15 protein-coding genes are annotated in these 17845 nt (G+C 63.0%); 8 read left to right on the forward strand and 7 right to left on the reverse strand.

What is annotated here, in order from left to right; translation table 11 throughout:
• Positions 1 to 1115, reverse strand: a 1115-nt coding sequence (locus AC3VI7_RS06325) for a M66 family metalloprotease (RefSeq protein WP_489671429.1), incomplete at its 3' end; no start/stop codon positions are given.
• 62 nt (positions 1116 to 1177) lie between these two features.
• Between AC3VI7_RS06325 and AC3VI7_RS06330 the strand changes: the two genes are divergently transcribed.
• On the forward strand, positions 1178 to 2164 hold the full coding sequence (locus AC3VI7_RS06330; protein WP_489668413.1) for a recombination-associated protein RdgC: 987 nt from the start codon (positions 1178 to 1180) through the stop codon (positions 2162 to 2164).
• On the opposite strand, the gene AC3VI7_RS06335 is transcribed toward AC3VI7_RS06330, so the two are convergent.
• Complete coding sequence (locus AC3VI7_RS06335) at positions 2150 to 3352, reverse strand: CaiB/BaiF CoA transferase family protein (protein WP_489668414.1); 1203 nt, start codon at positions 3350 to 3352, stop codon at positions 2150 to 2152. The genes AC3VI7_RS06330 and AC3VI7_RS06335 overlap by 15 nt on opposite strands.
• 180 nt (positions 3353 to 3532) lie before the next feature.
• Between AC3VI7_RS06335 and AC3VI7_RS06340 the strand changes: the two genes are divergently transcribed.
• Entirely contained in the window at positions 3533 to 4426 is an 894-nt protein-coding gene (locus AC3VI7_RS06340; protein ID WP_489668415.1) for a DUF535 family protein, read from the forward strand.
• Here AC3VI7_RS06340 and AC3VI7_RS06345 read toward each other — a convergent pair.
• Positions 4411 to 5448 (reverse strand): glycosyltransferase, encoded by a 1038-nt coding sequence (locus AC3VI7_RS06345; RefSeq protein WP_489668416.1) that lies wholly within the window; start codon positions 5446 to 5448, stop codon positions 4411 to 4413. The two genes, AC3VI7_RS06340 and AC3VI7_RS06345, sit on opposite strands and share 16 nt — an antisense overlap.
• Before the next feature lie 331 nt (positions 5449 to 5779).
• On the opposite strand from AC3VI7_RS06345, the gene AC3VI7_RS06350 reads away from it, so the two are divergent.
• On the forward strand, positions 5780 to 6211 hold the full coding sequence (locus AC3VI7_RS06350; protein WP_489668417.1) for an ExbD/TolR family protein: 432 nt from the start codon (positions 5780 to 5782) through the stop codon (positions 6209 to 6211).
• A 39-nt stretch (positions 6212 to 6250) separates the two neighbouring features.
• Here the strand turns inward: AC3VI7_RS06350 and AC3VI7_RS06355 are convergent, their stop codons facing one another.
• Positions 6251 to 6541 carry a hypothetical protein gene (locus AC3VI7_RS06355; protein ID WP_489668418.1) on the reverse strand — a complete coding sequence of 97 codons (291 nt, stop codon included), beginning with the start codon at positions 6539 to 6541 and terminating at the stop codon, positions 6251 to 6253.
• Between AC3VI7_RS06355 and tolA the strand changes: the two genes are divergently transcribed.
• Genes tolA through AC3VI7_RS06380 form a run of 5 tightly spaced genes read left to right on the forward strand, consistent with a single transcriptional unit; the run spans position 6519 to position 12009 of the window.
• The gene (tolA, locus tag AC3VI7_RS06360) at positions 6519 to 7124 is read left to right on the forward strand and encodes a cell envelope integrity protein TolA (RefSeq protein ID WP_489668419.1); all 606 of its coding nucleotides are present in this window, start codon (positions 6519 to 6521) and stop codon (positions 7122 to 7124) included. The genes AC3VI7_RS06355 and tolA overlap by 23 nt on opposite strands.
• A 12-nt stretch (positions 7125 to 7136) precedes the next feature.
• Positions 7137 to 7430 (forward strand): GNAT family N-acetyltransferase, encoded by a 294-nt coding sequence (locus AC3VI7_RS06365; protein ID WP_489668420.1) that lies wholly within the window; start codon positions 7137 to 7139, stop codon positions 7428 to 7430.
• Complete coding sequence (locus tag AC3VI7_RS06370) at positions 7427 to 8809, forward strand: TAXI family TRAP transporter solute-binding subunit (protein WP_489671033.1); 1383 nt, start codon at positions 7427 to 7429, stop codon at positions 8807 to 8809. The genes AC3VI7_RS06365 and AC3VI7_RS06370 overlap by 4 nt, the downstream gene beginning before the upstream one ends.
• Entirely contained in the window at positions 8806 to 10164 is a 1359-nt protein-coding gene (locus AC3VI7_RS06375) for a TAXI family TRAP transporter solute-binding subunit (protein WP_489668422.1), read from the forward strand. Before AC3VI7_RS06370 ends, AC3VI7_RS06375 begins: the two co-directional genes overlap by 4 nt.
• A 15-nt stretch (positions 10165 to 10179) precedes the next feature.
• Complete coding sequence (locus AC3VI7_RS06380) at positions 10180 to 12009, forward strand: M24 family metallopeptidase (RefSeq protein ID WP_489668423.1); 1830 nt, start codon at positions 10180 to 10182, stop codon at positions 12007 to 12009.
• A 9-nt stretch (positions 12010 to 12018) separates the two neighbouring features.
• Here AC3VI7_RS06380 and AC3VI7_RS06385 read toward each other — a convergent pair whose 3' ends face one another.
• The 3 genes from AC3VI7_RS06385 to AC3VI7_RS06395 all read right to left on the reverse strand — a co-directional run bounded on the left by AC3VI7_RS06385 (position 12019) and on the right by AC3VI7_RS06395 (position 17709).
• Entirely contained in the window at positions 12019 to 13014 is a 996-nt protein-coding gene (locus AC3VI7_RS06385; protein WP_489671430.1) for a methyl-accepting chemotaxis protein, read from the reverse strand.
• Positions 13015 to 13160: 146 nt separating this feature from the next.
• Entirely contained in the window at positions 13161 to 15986 is a 2826-nt protein-coding gene (locus AC3VI7_RS06390; RefSeq protein WP_489668425.1) for a zinc-dependent metalloprotease, read from the reverse strand.
• Between the two features lie 19 nt (positions 15987 to 16005).
• Positions 16006 to 17709: an NAD+ synthase gene (locus AC3VI7_RS06395; RefSeq protein WP_489668426.1), complete on the reverse strand. Its 1704-nt coding sequence runs from the start codon at positions 17707 to 17709 to the stop codon at positions 16006 to 16008.
• Positions 17710 to 17845 lie beyond the last annotated feature (136 nt).

The raw sequence follows: 17845 nt of genomic DNA on the forward strand, positions 1-17845 counted from the left end.
AGGCTCAGCGCGTGGCCGACTTCGTGGTTGAAGACCAGCTGATAGTCGCTGCCGCTGGCTTGCTGACCGCCGCCCAAGCCACCACCGCCCCCCGAATGGGCCCCCAAACCGCCAAACCAAACCGAGGTCGAGGCCATGCCGTTGGCTTGTTTAAGCTGACTCATCAGGCTCAAAGAGGCCGCGATCACGCCAAAGTCGCTGTAGAGCGTGCATTGGCCCGCGCTTTGTTCGGCGGCAGTGCAACTCGGCAGGCGATCCGCCCAAACAGCCGGTTGCGCGCTGGTGATGCCTTGGGCGGTACGCCCGTCGCTGCGCGGTGCAATCACCAGCCGAGGCAAGGTCAGCGGCTGCGGCCAAGCGTAGAAAGCCACAGCGGTGAACGGAAAACGCGCGGCAAATTCGGCTTGCAGGCTGCGCTGATCACGCGCGGTGGTATCACCAAAAAGCAGCACATCGGTCAGCACCATCTCCAGCTGCGGCTGGGTCTCAAGGCGCAAATCGGCCGGCGTCAAGGTGCGGCTTGGGCCGCCCGCCACACTCACAGTCAAGCTCAGATCGGGCCGCATCCAATCGCGCGGCAGGGTCAGGGTGTAGCTGCTGGCCAGATCTTGGCGCTGCGGTTGCACATCCATGTCCACCGTGGTCGGCAGCGTGGCTGGCGCCACCATGCAACGTGTCGCACTGCCGCCGGCCCAGCTGGCTTGGACGCTGATCTGCGGCGGTGCCGTGCCCGCGCTGGCCGGGGCACTCACATCGACTTTAAGCAAGGCCCCACGGTCTTGCACCAAGTTCCAAAATGCCCAGCCCGGCTCCATCAGATGGGTCTGGGCCAACCAGACGCGTGCCAGCGTGGCATTCGCCCCCGTGACCGGCGTGGCAGCGCACAGGCTTTGTAGCGTCGGCGGCTCGGGCCGAAACAGCGTCGGACGAAAACTCGCTCCAGCAGGTGCGATGACCAACGCTGGTCCGGTGGACGGATAGGGATTGCCCCCGTTACCACCGTTACCGCCACTGCAACCGACAAGCCCTGTGAGTCCTGTGGTCGCGGCCAGCAACACGCTAGCTGCGCTGACCGCACAGCGCGGGCGATGAATGAATGAGGCAGTGATCTTCATGGCCTTTGATTGTGGTGCTCTGCTAAGGTTCCGACCCACGTCCAACCTTGCAGAGATCCCCCTTGTTCAAAAATTTGACCTTGTTTCGCATCCAACCCAACTGGTCGGCCAGCTTGGAACAGATCGAGTCGGCTCTGGATGCAGGCCGGTTTGTGCCTTGCGGTGCCACCCAACCCCAATCCGACGGCTGGGTCGCACCGCGCGGCGCGGCCCACGGCGTGCTGGCCGAATCGGTCGGCGGGCAATGGCTGCTCAAGCTCATGAGCGAGCAGCGCGTGCTGCCGGGCTCGGTGGTCAAACGCCGGGCCGATGAGCTGGCGGCGCAGATCGAGCAAAGCAGCGGCCACAAACCGGGCAAAAAGCAAACCAAAGAACTGCGCGAGCAAGCGCAACTCGAACTGCTGCCCCAAGCCTTCACCAAGCAAAGCACCACTTTGGTTTGGATCGACCCGCAAGCCAAGCTGCTGGCGATCGACAGCAGCAGCGCCAACCGCGCCGAAAACATCATCACCTTGCTGGTCAAAGCGCTTGAAGGCTTTGCCATCACGCCGGTGCTGACCCACGAATCCCCGGCCGCCGTCATGTCCGCTTGGCTGCTGCACGGCGAGCCGCCCGTGGCCTTCACGGTGGACCGCGAGTGCGAGCTCAAATCGAGCGACGAGATGAAGTCAGTGGTGCGCTACGCCCGCCATCCGCTCGACATCGACGAGGTGCGCCTGCACATCACCCAAGGCAAGCTGCCCACCAAACTGGCGCTCACCTGGGCTGGGCGCGTCTCGCTGCTGCTCACCGACACCATGCAGCTCAAAAAGATCGAACTGCTCGACGTGGTGCTTGAAGGCCAAGAACAAAACGCCACCGACCAAGACGCCAGCTTCGACGCCGACATCGCCATCGCCACCGGCGAATTGGCCCAACTCATCCCCGAACTGATCGAAGCCTTGGGCGGTGAGCAAATTTTTGGTCAAGGCCCCGCCGCTGCGCCCTCAACCCCCGCCATACCCTTGAGTCCCTTGAGCCCGGCAGAAGACGATTCACCGCCGTGGTGAAGCGCGTCGCGCTGCGCTGGCTCGCACAGCCGCTAGGACTTGCTCGGTGTGCTCCCCCAGCTCTGGGGCCAAGGTGCGCAGGGCACCGGGCGTGGCGCTGAGTTTGGGGATGATGCCGGGCACATCGAGCTGCAAGCCGTCGGCGGTGGTGATGGTCTGGATCATCTGGCGCGCGCGGTAGTGCGGATCAGCCGCGATGTCGCGCACCGTGTAGATCCGCCCCACCGGCACGCTCACCGCTTGCAAGGTTGCCACCACCTCCTCGACCGAACGCTGCACCGTCCAAACCGTGATCGCTGCGTCGATCTCGTCCACGCGGGCGGCGCGGCCGGCGTTGTGGGCCAAGCTGGGGTCTTCCGCCAAATCTGGGTGACCGATGGCGTTCATGAGGCGCTTGTAGATCGAATCGCCATTGCCGCCGATCACCACTTGACCGTCAGCGCAGCGGTAGGCGTTAGAGGGTGCAATGCCCGGCAAGGCCGATCCTGCGGGCTCGCGCACCGCGCCAAAGGCGCTGAACTCGGGCAGCAAGCTTTCCATGCAGTTGAAGACGGCCTCAAAAAGCGCCACATCCACCACCTGACCACGGCCCTTGGGCGCATCAAGGCTGATGCTTTGGCTGCGTGCTTGCAGCGCCAGCAGCACACCGATCACGCCGTGGAGCGCGGCGAGCGTGTCGCCCAAGCTCACACCCGCACGCACCGGCACGCGGCCCGGCTCGCCCATCAGATGGCGCATACCGCCCATGGCCTCAGCCACCACGGCAAAGCCGGGCAGATCACGGTAGGGGCCGGTTTGGCCGTAGCCACTGATGCGCAGCATGATCAGACCGGGATTGGTCCGGCTAAGCTCCTCATGGCTCAGGCCCCACTTCTCCAGCGTACCGGGCTTGAAGTTCTCGATCAGGACATCGCATTCGGCGGCAAGTAGGCGCACATCGGCCCGACCCTCTTCGCTGCGCAGATCAAGCACCACGCTTTGCTTGTTGCGGCTTTGCACTTGCCACCAGACGCTCGTGCCGTTGTGCAGCAAGCGCCACTGGCGCAGCGGGTCACCGGTACCCGGCGGCTCAATCTTGATGACCTCTGCGCCAAAGTCAGCCAAGGTCTTGCCGGCGAAGGGGCCAGCGATAAGTTGGCCCAATTCCAAGACCTTTAAGCCAGCCAAAGGGCTGATGGGGGTGTGCATGTACCTATTCATCGTTAAGATCGTAGCCTTTCAGCAACAGCGTAGCGACCCTTACAAGATCGCCAGCCAAGGTTTCTAAAATGCCTTGGTTCATCAGCCCTCACGGAGGCGCGGCCCGTGTCGCTTGCAACCCCTGCCCTTATGTTTTCCAAATCGCCTTTTTTTGTGCCATCAGCGCCCGTGCTCTTTCATCGCACGGATGACGGTGCCGGCGGGGTACTTCAAACGTGGAAACGCCAGCTCAAGTTTCAGTGGCGCTACTGGCGCTATCGCACCCAGATGCAAAGCATCGCGGCGATGCTGGATCGCCATGGCCTGACCTCCTTGGTGCATTCCGACCCGCAACTCTTGATGCGCCCCCTGCGCAGCTACCTCTGGGGCGGCCTGAACGCTGCAACGCGCACCGAGGCCATGATCAGTCACTTCGACTGGTTGCTGGATGGGCATGGGCGAGACACCATCCTGCCGCTCTATCGCGAAGGCCACATCACCGTGGCACGCTTCAGCGCCGAAGAGCAAGACATCCGCTTTGATCTAGAACCGGGCCGACGCTTAGGCCGCGAAGGTGAGTTGGAGCTGCATCTGCGGCTGCATGATCAAACCGCCCTGCGCTGCGCCTTCAGCATCCTGCCCGGTCACCTGTGCGGCGAGCCCACTCAAGCGCGCCTGATGGTCATCGGCAACATGCAAGGTGGTGACCATGGCCCAGACTTGGTCAAGGAAGTCACTCACTTAAGCCAAAAAACCCGACCCCGCACCCTTTTGCTGACCGCCCTGCAAGGCTTGGCTCAAGGCTGGGGTGTGACGGGCATCCGGGGGGTTTCGGCCGAGGCGCACGCCTACGCCAGCTATCGCAGTTTGTCCAAGCGCGTCATGGTCGATTACGACGAACTCTGGAAAGATCTTGGCAGCACCGAGCGCCAAGGAGCCCATTGGCAGCTTGACGCCGTGCCGCACCTGCGACCCGCCGAGGACGTCCCGTCACGCAAGCGCGCTGAGCTGCGCCGCCGCAACGCCCTGCGCCAAGATCTGTTTGATCAATGCGCGCAGTGGGGCGCTCAGCGCCGTTCTTGAGCATAGTGGCGCACCACCTGCTCGCAAACGTGCAGGGTTTCGGTGGCCACGTCATCCCAAGTTCGACCCATCGCTGCGGCCAGCGAGAACTGATCCCACTCGCGTGAGAGCACGTCCTTGAGCGCTGTCGCCAGTTGCCCTGCGTCTTTGGCCGGAATCAGCACGCCGTTGCTCTCGTCGATGATTTCGCGCGTGCCACCCACATCGGTGGCCACCACCGGGCGACCACACGCCAAGGCTTCAACCACCACGTTCGGGTAGCCCTCGCTCCAACTCGGCAGCGTCAACACATTGGCGGCGTTGATCCACTCCGCCACCCCCGCCGGTGACTGCCCACCCGGCCAGTGGATGCGACCATCCAAGCCGCTAGCGCGCACCATCGACTGCAACTCGCCCTTCATGACGCCGTCACCCACCAGCGCTAAGGTGACTTTGGGATCGGCTTGGGCCAGTTGCGTGAAGGCCGTCATCAGCTCACGCAGGCCCTTGGCTTCGACAAACCGGCCCACGTAGACGATCATTTTTTCGTCTTGCTTGACCCCGAGCTTGTCGCGCAAAGCGACTTGATCCATGGGCAAAAAGATATCGGTGTTGAAGCCGTTGACGATGGTGTGGATCTTGTCTGTGGCCGCATTGAAGGTCTGGATGGTGTACTCACGCATCGCTTCGCTGACCGTCAGCAAGGCATCCGCGCCGTCGATGACGCGCTGCGTCATGCGCTCGTTCACGCCGGTGCGCACATGAATATCCGAACCCAAAGCCCCGACCACACACGGCACGCCCAAAGCTTGGGCGGTGCGCATGGCGGCAAAGCCGTCGGGATAGACCCAATAAGCCAACACCAAATCGGGCTTAAAACGCCGCACCCGGGGGGTGAGGAAATGGCTGGCGATGTGGCCGTTGATACCGCGTGTCAGGGCCGGCAAGCCGGGATAGGTGAAGGCGTCAACGTCACAGCCTTCGAGGGTGTAATCCTTCCCCACCGTGCCGTAGAGGTAGGTTTGGGCTTTGATCCCGGGCAAAGGCGGGTACTTTAGGGTTTGGAAAAATGTTTTGACCGTCGCGATTTTTCCCAGTGAACGGGCCGTTTCGTGGATGAACCTGCCGCGTGTCAAATCAAATGGCACGGGCAACATGGGGGTGACGAGGGCGATGCGCAACATGGCTGCCGATTGTGGCAATGAACGTGCTCGTCGGGTGATCTGCATGCACCTCGTTACCAACCGCTCGGTTGAGCACCGATGGAACGTGGCGAAATGCCTGCCCAATGTTGCGTTGCGGCCAAAACACAGGTGGCAAAGGCACAATCGCAGCTCGTTGCCACCGCCCCCAAACTCTCCCGATACCACTGACATGTCCGCTCCTCCCCGCCGCCACGGCTCACGACGCCGCACGATGAACGAGATCAACATGGTGCCGTTCATCGATGTGATGCTGGTGCTACTCATCATCTTCATGGTCAGCGCACCCTTGATGAGCCCCGGCGTGGTGGACTTGCCCAGCGTCGGCCAAGCGCAACGCCAACCCGACCACCTGATCGAAGTCATCATCGAGAACGCTGAGCGGGTGCGGGTGCGCTTGGATGGTCAAGGTCAAGGTGAACGCGTGGCCTTCAAAGGCCTTGCCGGACAAGTCGAGGCCCTGCAAGGCGGTAGCCGCAATACCCCGGTGGTGATTGCCGCTGACAAAGGCGTGGCCTATGAGGTGGTCGTCAAGGCCATGGATACCTTGCAACGTGCTGGCGTGCAGCGGGTCGGTTTGGCCGTGCGCACCACGGGCACCTGAAGCACTGAGGTTTGTATCCATGGCTTCCCGTGCATTGCGCTACCCCACCTCCACCGATGGTCTCGGGCTGGGCGCTGGCTTGGCTGTGTTGGCCCATATCGGCTTGATTGCCGCTTTGGCACTGAACGTCAATTGGCGTCGCCAAGAGGTGGCGGTGGTTTCGGCTGAACTGTGGTCGGGCCTGCCTTCGATGGCGCAGCAAACACCCGCTGCTCCCCCGCCGCCGCCGCCCACGCCTGCGCCCCCACCCGTGCCCAAACCCATCCCGCGCCCCCAACCGCCTGCACCGCCGCCCAAAGCGGCACCCGTGCGCGAAGCCGAGATCGCCACCGAAAAACACCCCACCAAACCCATACCGGACCCCAAGAAGGAAGCCGCAGCGAAAGAAGCCGCCAAGGAAGCTGCGCTCAAGGAAAAAGCCGAGGCCAAAGCGAAAGCCGAGGCTGAAGCCAAAGCAAAAGCCGATGCCAAGGCGAAAGCGGAAGCTGATGCGAAGGCTAAAGCCAAAACGAAAGCGGATGCAGACGCGAAGGCAGAAGCCAAGGCCGAGGCGCGTGAGGCGAAACAAACTGAAGAGCGGCGGGCTCAGACCTTAGCCAATATGCGAAACAACCTGCCAGTGAGTCCCACGATAAACCCCGTATCACCGGGCTACACCGGACGGATTCAAGGTCGAATCAAACCCAACATCGTCTATACAGGCCACGTGCTGGGTAATCCAACAGCCGAAGTCGAGATCAGCCTAGCCCCTGATGGCTACATTCTTCAAGTTCACTTGAAGCGATCCAGCGGCATAGCCGAATGGGATGAAGCTGTCTTGCGAGCGATTGAGAAAACCGCGCAATTACCCTTGGACATCGACGGGCATATCCCCGCCAAAATGGTGCTGAGTTTCGACCCGAATAAACGCTGACGCTGAGGTTTTATGGTTGCTTCGCCTGCCCCTTCGATCCAACACGACACCCAGCGCCAGCGCTTCACGGTCGAAGTGGCGGGCTTGACATGCGTGGCGACCTATCAAAGACGGGGCGACCACATCGTCATGGACTACACCGGGGTGCCGGCCGCCTTGCAAGGCCAAGGCTTGGCGGCGTTGCTGGTCCAAGCCGCTCTGGACTGGGCCAGACAAGAAGGGCTCAAGGTGGTGGCGCAATGCTCCTACGTGGCGGTCTACATGCGTCGGCATCCCGAAACGCATGACCTGCGCTATCCACCATGAGGCACAGCAACCGCTTTCAGCTTTTTTTGCAAAGTTCGCGGGACATGCTGACCACCAGCGTGCCCTTGCTACTGATCAGCGCGCTGTTGGTGGGCCTAGCGTTCTACATCATCGACCCCATGCCGCCCAGCCGCATGGTGCTGGCCACGGGGCCGGAGGGCAGCAGCTATGCCGAGGCTTGCAAGCGCTATCAAGCGTTCTTACAAAACCATCACATCGACGTCACCTGTTTGAGCACCGAAGGCTCGGTCGAGAACATCCGCTTGCTCAGCGGAACAAGCGTGTCACCCGCCAATCCGCTGGAACGCGTGGACGCGGCGTTCATCGGCTATCTGCCGCCCCAACACGACGACCCGGACGCTGAGGTCGATCTTTTCAGCCTAGGACTGGTGTTTCGACAACCCTTGTGGATTTTCTACCGCAAGGATGCGGCCCAACGCCACCATGCGACGGAACAACTGACGCAACTCAACCAGATGCGGGGCTGGCGGCTCAACATGGGCCCCTCCAGCAGTGGCGGGCACGCGCTGATGAACGAGCTTCTGGCACTCAACCACATGCGCCCAGCGGTGGACGTGCAGACCTCCGAGCTCTCCCCTCGCGAGGCCCGCGAGGCCTTGGCCCAAGGCCAATTGGAGGCTTTGGCCTTCGTGGCCGCGCCGGATACGCCCATCTTGAAAACCTTGCTCGAAGACCATCGCTTCGGCCTGCTCGACATGCCCCAAGCCAACGCCTACATCCGCAAGGTGTCCAACCTGATGTCCGCGCGCTTGCCCCAAGGGACCGTGAGCACGGCACCCGACATCCCGGACCGGGACGTGCGCATGATCGGCACGGCTGCGTCCTTGGTGGTGCGCGAAGACACCCATCCCGCCCTGCAAAACCTGCTCCTGATGGCGGCGCACAGCATCCATCAGGAACTGACCTGGACCCAACATGAGGGCGAGTTCCCGATCAGCAAACCCAGCTGGTACCCGCTGTCGCATGAAGCCGAACGCTTTTATCGCCAAGGCCCGAGCGTCAAGAATCAGGCCGTACCGTTTTGGCTGGTGAATTTTTTTGAGCGCATGTGGATGGCGCTGATCTCGATCTTGGCCATCATGGCCACGCTATCGCGCATCCTGCCGTCGCTCTACACCTTCCAGATCCGTTCGGGCATCTTCCGCTGGTACGCCGACTTGCGACAAATCGAGTCGGCATTGACGCTCGGCAAGGTGCCCTTGGCGGTATTGCGGCAGAACTTGGATGAGATTGAAAGCCAAGTCAGCAAGATGACCGTCCCGCTCGCACGGGCGCACGATCTCTACGCCCTACGCAGTCACATCGCCCTCGTGGGTCAACGCATCAGTGTGGCGACCCTCAGGGCCACCGCACCATGAACCGCCTCAACCTCAAGGCCTTGCTTCAGCGCAGCTACGAGCTGCTTTGGACGGTGCTGCCCTTGCTCGGCGTGGCGGTGCTGCTTGTGGGTATCGTTTTTTTGATCGTGGACCCGATGCCGCCCAAGGTGTTGCGACTGGCCACCAGCCAGTCCGGGGCGAGTTATGCAGTGATTGCCCAGAAGTACAAAACCGCGCTCGCGGCCTATGGCATCACCTTAGAAACCGTTCCTTCCGAGGGTTCGCTGGCCAACATCGACAAGCTTTTGAAGCATGAGGTCGATGCGGCCTTTGTGCAAAACGGCGGCCTCCCCAAAGAGCTGGGCGACCTGCATCAGCTCGATAGCTTGGGGCAGTTTTTTCGGCAGACGCTGTGGATCTTCTATCGCACAGACAAGCTCAAGGTTGCGCGCAGGGCGCGGCTCAGTCTCACTGATTTGCAGTTGAGTCAACTGCATCAGATGAAAGGCTGGCGGATCAACATCGGCGTGGAAGGCAGCGGCAGCCGGGCCTTGGCGATACAGCTGCTGGAACGCAACGGCATGCACAACACCCCCGGCTTGCAAGCCATGGGGGTCCAAGCGGGGGTGGCGGCCTTGCTGAAGGGCGACATCGACGCCACCCTCTTTGTCGCGACCGAAGATGCGCCGTCCGTGGACAGCCTCCTCAAGGTCATGGGGGAAAAGGATTCACCGATTCGCTTGCTCGATATCACCCAAGCGGACAGCTATATCCTGAACATTGCGCACCTGACCCCCACCGTGTTGCCCCAAGGCATGCTCAATTTCGACGCCAATATCCCCGACCGGGATATTCATCTCTTGGCGACCACGGCGTCCTTGGTGGTGCGTGAAGACATCCATCCCGCCTTGCAAAACTTGCTCATGACGGTGGGCCGACGCATCCATCAGCCCTCGACGCTGTTCCAGTCCGAGGGGGAATTTCCGATGGGCAAACCCAGTCTCTACCACCTCTCCGATGAAGCCGAACGCTTTTATCGTCATGGCAATACCCCTCGGGGCCGGTGGTCACAGCACTTTTTTTGGATCACCAATTTGATGGATCGGATGTGGATTGCGCTGGTCACGATAGCCGCCGCCATGATTCCGATCTCGCGCATGATTCCGCCCTTCTACGCGTGGCGCATCCGTCGGCGGATCTACCGCTGGTACGGTGATCTCTATCGCATCGAACACGATCTCGACACCCGGGCGGCGGACTTCCCGACGCTGCGCCAACGGCTGCAAGCCCTCGAAACCAAAGTCGGTTTGGTCAAGGTGCCGCTGTCACGCACCTATGAGCTGTACAACCTGCGCAGCCACATTGATCTTGTCCATCAACGCCTCCACACCTGATTCCTACCTGATCCCATGACGTATCCCCCCGCACCGACGGATCTGCTGGCGCGCCTGCGCCATGCCCTCCACACCCAAGGCCTCGACGCCTTGATGATCCCTTCAGCCGACCCGCATCTGTCCGAATACCTGCCCGCTCGTTGGCAGGGACGCGAGCGCGTTTCGGGCTTCACGGGCTCGGCGGGCACGCTGTTGATCAGCGCAGAACACGCCGCCTTGCTCACCGACAGCCGTTACTGGACCCAAGCCGAAGCTGAGTTGACTGGCAGCGGCATCGACCTTGTGCGCCTGAACGGTGCTTTGGTGCCAGCCTGCGTGGCGTGGCTGCAAACCCAACAACGAGCGTCAGGGGCCACCTTGGCGGTGGACGGCATGGTGCTGGGCCTCGCCAGCGCAGAGGCACTGCACAGCGCCTTGGCCGCTGTGGGCATGACGCTGCGCACCGACATGGATGTGCTCGGCAGCGTCTGGCCCGATCGCCCGGCCCTGCCCGCTGCGGCGGTTTTTGAGCACTTGCCGCCGCACGCTTCGACCCCACGCACCGCCAAACTGGCGGCCATTCGCGCCGACATGCTCAAGCATGGGGCCACGCATCACGTCATCTCGACCGTCGATGACATCGCTTGGCTGACCAATCTGCGCAGCAGCGATGTGGACTACAACCCGGTCTTCCTCGCGCACTTGCTCATCGACGCCCAGCACGCCACGCTCTTTGTCGCCGAAGGCAAAGTGCCGCCCGAGATCGCCCAGCGCTTGGCCCAAGACCAGATCGAGCTGCGGCCCTACGACGCCGCCCGGGCTGCTTTGGCGGCCTTGAAGGCCGAGGACCGACTGCTGATCGACCCCAAACGCATCACGCTCGGTTTGCGTCAGGCGGTGGCCGCCGGCGTCACCATCATCGAAGCGCTGAACCCTTGCGTGCTGCACAAAAGCCGCAAGACCGACGCCGAAGCCGCTTGCGTGCGTGAAGCCATGGAACGCGATGGCGCGGCGATGTGTACCTTCTACGCGTGGTTCGAGGCCGCGCTGGGCCGGGAAACAATCAGTGAATTGACCGTCGATGAGCGCCTGAGCGCTGAGCGGGCCCACCAGCCCGACTTTGTTTCGCTGAGTTTTCCGACCATCGCCGGCTTCAACGCCAACGGGGCCATGCCGCATTACCGCGCCACACCCGCTTCGCACGCGCAGATCTCGACCGCGCACGGCTTGGTCGCTGAAGGCTTGCTGCTGATCGACTCGGGCGCGCAGTACTTGGGCGGCACCACCGACATCACCCGCGTCTGGCCCATCGGCACGCCCAGCGCGGCCCAAAAGGCGGACTACACCCGCGTGCTTCAGGGCACGTTGGCGCTGTCACGGGCGCGTTTTCCGCAAGGGCTGCTCTCGCCCCGGCTCGACGCCTTGGCGCGCGCACCGCTGTGGCAAGCCGGCCTTGATTTCGGTCACGGCACGGGCCACGGTGTGGGCTATTTTTTGAACGTCCATGAAGGGCCGCAGAGCATCTCGGCGGCGCAGCCGGAGCCCCACATGGCCATGCAGCCGGGCATGATCACCTCGATTGAGCCTGCGCTCTACCGGCCGGGCCGCTGGGGCGTGCGCATCGAAAACTTGGTGCTCAACGTCCCCAGTCCGAGCGCCGAAGAGTTCGGCCCCTTCTTGGCCTTTGAAACCCTGACGCTCTGCCCCATCGACACCCGCTGCCTCGCGCTTGACCTGCTGCACCCGCATGAGCGCCAGCAGCTCAACGCCTATCACGCCGATGTTTTACGCCGCCTGCGCCCGCATCTAAGCGGCGCAGCTCGGGCTTGGCTGGAGGCGCGCACGCAGCCGATTTCGCTGCTTTAAAGCAGCGGTTTAAAGCGTCGGCCGTGAGGCTTTGCGGCCTTCGCGGGCTCTATCTCGGGCCATATCGCGGGCTTGGTGAATGGCGCGGTGGGTCAGCCAAGCGGCTTCTTGGGTTTGTTGCAGGATCTTGAAGGCACTGACCACTTTTTGCAGGCGATCCGCTTGGTCGCTCAAGGATTGGGCAAGGCAGGCGCTGTGATGCACCCAAGTGTTTTGGCGCTCAATCACGCCGTCCATGCGGGCCACCGAGGGTTCACTGAGCTCGTCCAGACAAGCCAGCACAGTTTGAGCATCAGCCACAAGGGCATCGGCGTGGATGTGGCCCACCACTTGGCGCGCCACGGGGTCCATCTTGGCGTCGGTGGCTTGAACCACTTGCCGAATCTCCTGGGCGGCGCTGGCGGCACGTTGGGCCAGATCGCGCACCTCTGTGGATTCGGTCCGCACCCCATGGCAGGCGGAGTCGGCGTCGGCATCAATGGCGGCCTGCAAGGCCAAGGCGTTGGTTTGGCAGGCGATGGCATCGATCACCGCCAAAGCATCGCTAATCCGTTGGCGCGCCTGAACCACGCTGGCCAAATGGTGGCCGATTTGGGCCCCCAAAGCATGACTTTGTTGGGCGGAGCGAACCGCTGTTTGCAACACGCCGTCATGCAAAACAGCGTCCTTGGTGGGGGGAATGCTGCTGGTTGGGGCATGGGGCGACTCGTCCCACCCAAGGTCGAGATCAAACAAGGTGTCAGCCGGCGCGGGTGAAGCAGAGGGCGTGGTGGCCAAGGCCGCTTCGGTCCTCGCAGCGGCGGGAGCTTGGGGCCAGCGGCGCATCAGCATCCACGCCATCAGCGGCACCACCAACAGCAACGCCACGGCCAAGGCCGCCAAAGCCACCCCCGTCAAGGCAGCCAGCAGCAAGGCCCCCACACCCACCAGACTGATCAACCACGCCCGAGCCTGTCGAGGCGGCAAGCGATCCCAAGCTAGACGCTGCGCGCGAAACCATCCCATGCATCTGTCTCCCATGAATCGCACCATTTTGTGCAGATTGCTCCATGGGCAAAGCCAAGCCACCGCACAGAATCAGCCATACGAGGAAGTATTTCCTCTACGCGCGCTCTGGCGGTTGCGGTCTTGCCACACCCATCCGGGTTGGGTCAGGGTGCAGTGCGGACCAGCTTGGCCGCCAAGGCCTCACGCAACCAGTCTTGGTTATCTTGCAAATGGCTGCGGGTGGCTTCGCTCACGCCCCGCTTGGTCAAAGCAGTGGTGAGGCGATCGAGCATTTGATGCGCCCGTGAACGCATCAAGCCCCGGGTTTCGGCCCGGCCGGCCGAGACCGGCCGCATCAAGATCGCCACCATGCGCTGGACATGCTCACGTTGCAAATCGCGCCGCGCTGGGGCGATGTCTTGCACCAAGGTGCCGGACAACTCGCTCCAGATGTCGCGGTCCAGCCGGACGTACAGATCCGTCAGCGTCAGCGGGTTGGCCCCACCGTCTTGGCGCGCAAGGCCGTCGAGCAAGCGCTGCGCCACGCTGTCGCTCATCAACTGCCCCAAGAGCGCGCGTTGGATCTCCAGCAAGACTTGCTGCGGCACGTAGTCGGTCACCACTGGGCCGTCACCGCTGCTGAGCGCTTCGGCGCGTTCCAGATAATCAGGAGCCAAACGGCGCTGCAAAGGGGCTGAGAGCGTCAGCCCTTCAGCCGAAAAGATGTTGCGTGCCAAGGCATCAAGGGCCGCGCGCTGGCGCTCGACCGGCACCGATTGCAGCGGCTCGCGGCCCGACTCGGGGAAGTCGCGCAAGGTGCGCACCCCGCCGATCTGGCGCGCCAAAATGCCGGCCGAACGGCCCACGTCGCGCAAGGCATAAGCCACGCTGCGGCGCAGGATCGAGTAGTCGTGCTTCGGGTCGAGCTTGCGGGTTTCAAGCCGCTGGATCAGATCACGGGCGATGTCGAAGCGGCGAAGCGCAAAGGCCACCGGATCGTCGCCCAAATCGAACTGCAAAGCCTCGGGATCGACCCCGAGGAAGTTGTCTTCGTCGGTGGCAAAAGCCAGCTCAGGCTCGGCACTGCGCGCAGCCAACGCCGCCAGCGCATCGGCTTCTTGGTCGGGCGCAAACACCCCGTAGGCGTAAGCAATCGCCCATTCGTCGTAGGGGCCAAGGGTGGTCTGAAACGGCGAGGCGGCTGTGGCCAAGGCGGTGCCGGGCGGCGGCAGGTTGATCGGGGTGTACTCCATCACCGAGCCGCTGAACGAATGGGTCTTGGTGAAGGCCGGATCGCTCAAAGTCGCCAAGCTGTAGGCGGTAGAGGCGCGGAAGTTATGTCGCAGCCCCAAGGTGTGCCCAACTTCGTGCATCACGGTGTCAAAGATATAGGCCTGCACAAAACGTTCAGCCTCCGGGCTGTCGGGTTCGATCTCACCGCCTTGGGCGGCGGCCAAGACATCCAAGGCGTAGCCGAGTTGCTCGGCAGCAAAGTCGGCGTGCTCGCAGGCTTCACCGGCGGCGTGGCGATGGGTCGCTTGGGGAGCGGCGATGTCGGGCGTGAGTTGCATCAGCGCCGGCCAATCGACCGAAGCCGCCGGGGCCAGCACTTGGCTGCGCAGGGCGCGGATGGAGCGCGACGACAAGCTCTCGATACCGATGTCGGCGTCCAAAATCTCACCGCTGCGGGGATCAACGTGACTCGGGCCAATGGCCCCAAAGCTCGGGCTGGTGTTGGTCATCCAGCGCACCGAAGCCACGCCAAAGTCGAGCGTGTCGAAGTCAGCGTTGTCGGGCTGCTGCTTGACGACGATGGCGTCCTTGAAACCAATTTTCTCGAAAGCCCTGTTCCACGTCAGGATGGCGGCAGCGATGGTCGGGCGGTACTTGGTCGGGATGTTGCGATCCAGCCAGTAGGTGATGGGCCGCACCGGCTCAGACAGCGCCGCCTTGGCATCTTTTTTCTCCAAGCGCCAGCGGTTGATGAAATACCGTTTGGGCGAGCGCAGCAAGTCGTCGCTGAAGTCGCTCACGTGGCTGACAAAGTGGCCCAAGCGCTGATCAGCCGCCCGGGTGTGCATGGGTGTAGCGGGCAAGCGGGCCAGCGAGTAGTTGACGCGCATGAACAAGCTGCGCACATCGGGCACGTTGCCCGGCACCGTGGGCACAGGCGCATTGGCCGGCGCACCCGGCTGCGGCACCGCGATGTTGGCGCTGGCGTAGTGCCCATCGACTTCAAACACCACTTCCTCAAACTTGGCGCGGGCTTGCAGCAAGGCCGAGTGGCGCGGATCGAAGGCGTAGCTCTGGCGGTAATGGCGCTGCAACTGCACCGCCAAGCCCAGCAGATCGGCGGTGAACATCGGCCCGACCTCGATCAACACGCTCTTGCGCTGCGGGTGCGGCAAGCTGGCCAGCGGCGCACTGGTGATCAAGCTGGGCGAATAGCCGGCCTTGACGGCTTGCGCTTGGGGGGTGCCTTCCTTGGCGACCACCTCGGTGTTGAGCGCAATCAGCTGGACTTGGTTGAAGACCTTGCGAAACGACACCAGCTGCGGCCGGCCGAAATTGCCCCAGCGGCTGGCCATCAAACCGCCATAAAACCCACCCTCGCCCAAGCCCGTGGCCAGTTTGGGCGAGAGGAACAAGGGGCTGCCGAAATCCTTTTCCGTCAGCTCCAGCCAAACCTTCTCGTCCTTCTTCCAGAGCACAAAGGCTCCATCCACCCGCTTGGCCCCACGTGTCACCACATCGAACGCTGGCGGTTGCGGGGTGGTCGGGGCGGGGGCCGAGGCCGCAGCAGCCACCCCCGAGGCGGCGGCACCCGGCTGCGAGGCCGCGACCGGCAGCGGGGCAGCGGCTGAGGCGGCCGGGGCCACCGCAGACGATCCCGACGGTCCCGGTGGCCCCATTTGCACACAGGCCGTCAAGCCACCCACCCCCAGCGACACCAAGGCCGAAGGCCACCACAGACGAGATCGCATAGCCATAAGACGTGGCACGCGCGGTTCAGGCGCGGAATTTGGAGGTGATGGGATAGCGCCAATCGCGCCCGAAAGCGCGGTGCGTGATGCGGATGCCCACGGGCGATTGGCGCCGTTTGTACTCGTTGAACTTGATCAGCCGCGTGACGCGCTCGACATCGGCGTGCAAAAAGCCCGCCGCAAGGATCTCTTCGAGGCTTTGGTCTTGTTCCATGTAGCGCGCCAAGATCGCGTCGAGCACCTCGTAGGGCGGCAAGCTGTCTTGATCGCACTGATCGGGGCGCAGCTCAGCCGACGGTGGGCGGGTGATGATGCGCTCAGGAATCACTTCGCCCTCGCCCGCCAGCACGCCTTGGGCATTGCGCCACGCGGCCAAGCGATACACCAAGGTTTTGGCCACGTCTTTGATGACCGCAAAGCCGCCGGCCATGTCACCGTAGAGCGTGCAATAGCCGGTGGCCATCTCGCTCTTGTTGCCGGTGGTCAGCACGATGGCACCGAACTTGTTCGACAGCGCCATCAAAAGCGTGCCACGCACCCGGGCTTGGATGTTTTCTTCGGTCGCATCTTCGGTTTGGCCGGCAAAGTCCTCCGCCAAGGTGGCTTTGAAGGCCTCAAACATCGGCACGATGCTGCGTTCGTCGTAGCGCACGCCCAGACGCTGGGCCATGTCACGCGCATCGATCCACGAGATTTCAGCGGTGTAGGGGCTGGGCATCATCACGCAGCGCACCTTGTCCGCGCCCAGCGCATCGACCGCAATCGCCAGCACCAAAGCCGAGTCGATGCCGCCCGACAAACCGATCAGCGCGCCCGGAAAACCATTCTTGCCGATGTAGTCGCGCACGCCACAGACCAGCGCGCCCCAAGCTTGGGCTTCGAGCGTGGGCACGTCAGCCACAGCCCCTGCAAGGCGACCATCGAGCGCCCAGTCGATCAAAAGTTCGGTCTCGGCAAACATCGGTGCGCGCGCCGCCACGTGGCCTTGGGCATCGACGGCGAACGACGCGCCATCAAACACCACCTCGTCTTGGCCGCCGGTGAGGTGGGCGTAAAACAGCGGCAAGCCCACGTCTCGCGTCCGCTCAGCCATGCGCGCTTCGCGCTCGGTTTGTTTGTTCAGGTGGAAGGGCGAGGCGTTAAGCACCAACAGCGCCTCGGCCCCCCTATCGCGCGCCGCCCGCGCCGGCTCATCGAACCAAGCGTCTTCGCAGATCAGCAGCCCCAAGCGCCGCCCACCCGCTTCAATCACTACCGGCTCCAACCCCGCTTCGCGCCCCGAGACGAAATAGCGTTTTTCGTCAAACACCTGATAGTTGGGCAGCTCTCGCTTGGCATAGGTCGCCTGCACCCGCCCGGCGCTAAGCACCGACGCCGCATTGAGGCAACGCTGCATCGAGCCTGAGCGCGGGCGCACATCACCGGCCGGCACCGCCACCGCATCCAACGCCTTGGGGTGCCCCACCACCAACTGGAAATCCACCAGATCGGCCAGATCAGCCGCACACGCCGCCAAAGCCTCATCACAAGCCGCTAAAAACGCCGGCCGCAGTAGCAAGTCTTCAGGCGGATAGCCACACAACGCCAACTCCGGCGCCACCGCCACCCGCGCCCCCAACGCATACACCCGCCTCGCCGCCTGCGCGATACGCCGCCGATTGCCGCTCAGATCACCAAGCACCGGATTGATTTGCAACAACGCCAACCGCAACGAAGAAAGACCAGACATGACCCCAACGCCCCCAAGCGAAAAGCGGCCATGGTAACGGGTGCGGGGGATGGGACGGGTGGCTTAGTTGCTCGCTTGCAAACAAGAGATCACTGCCCACCATTCGCCATCACAACTAATGCGAGCACCAAACCAC

The sequence above is a fragment of the Leptothrix toolikensis (SeqCode) genome (assembly GCF_057922285.1).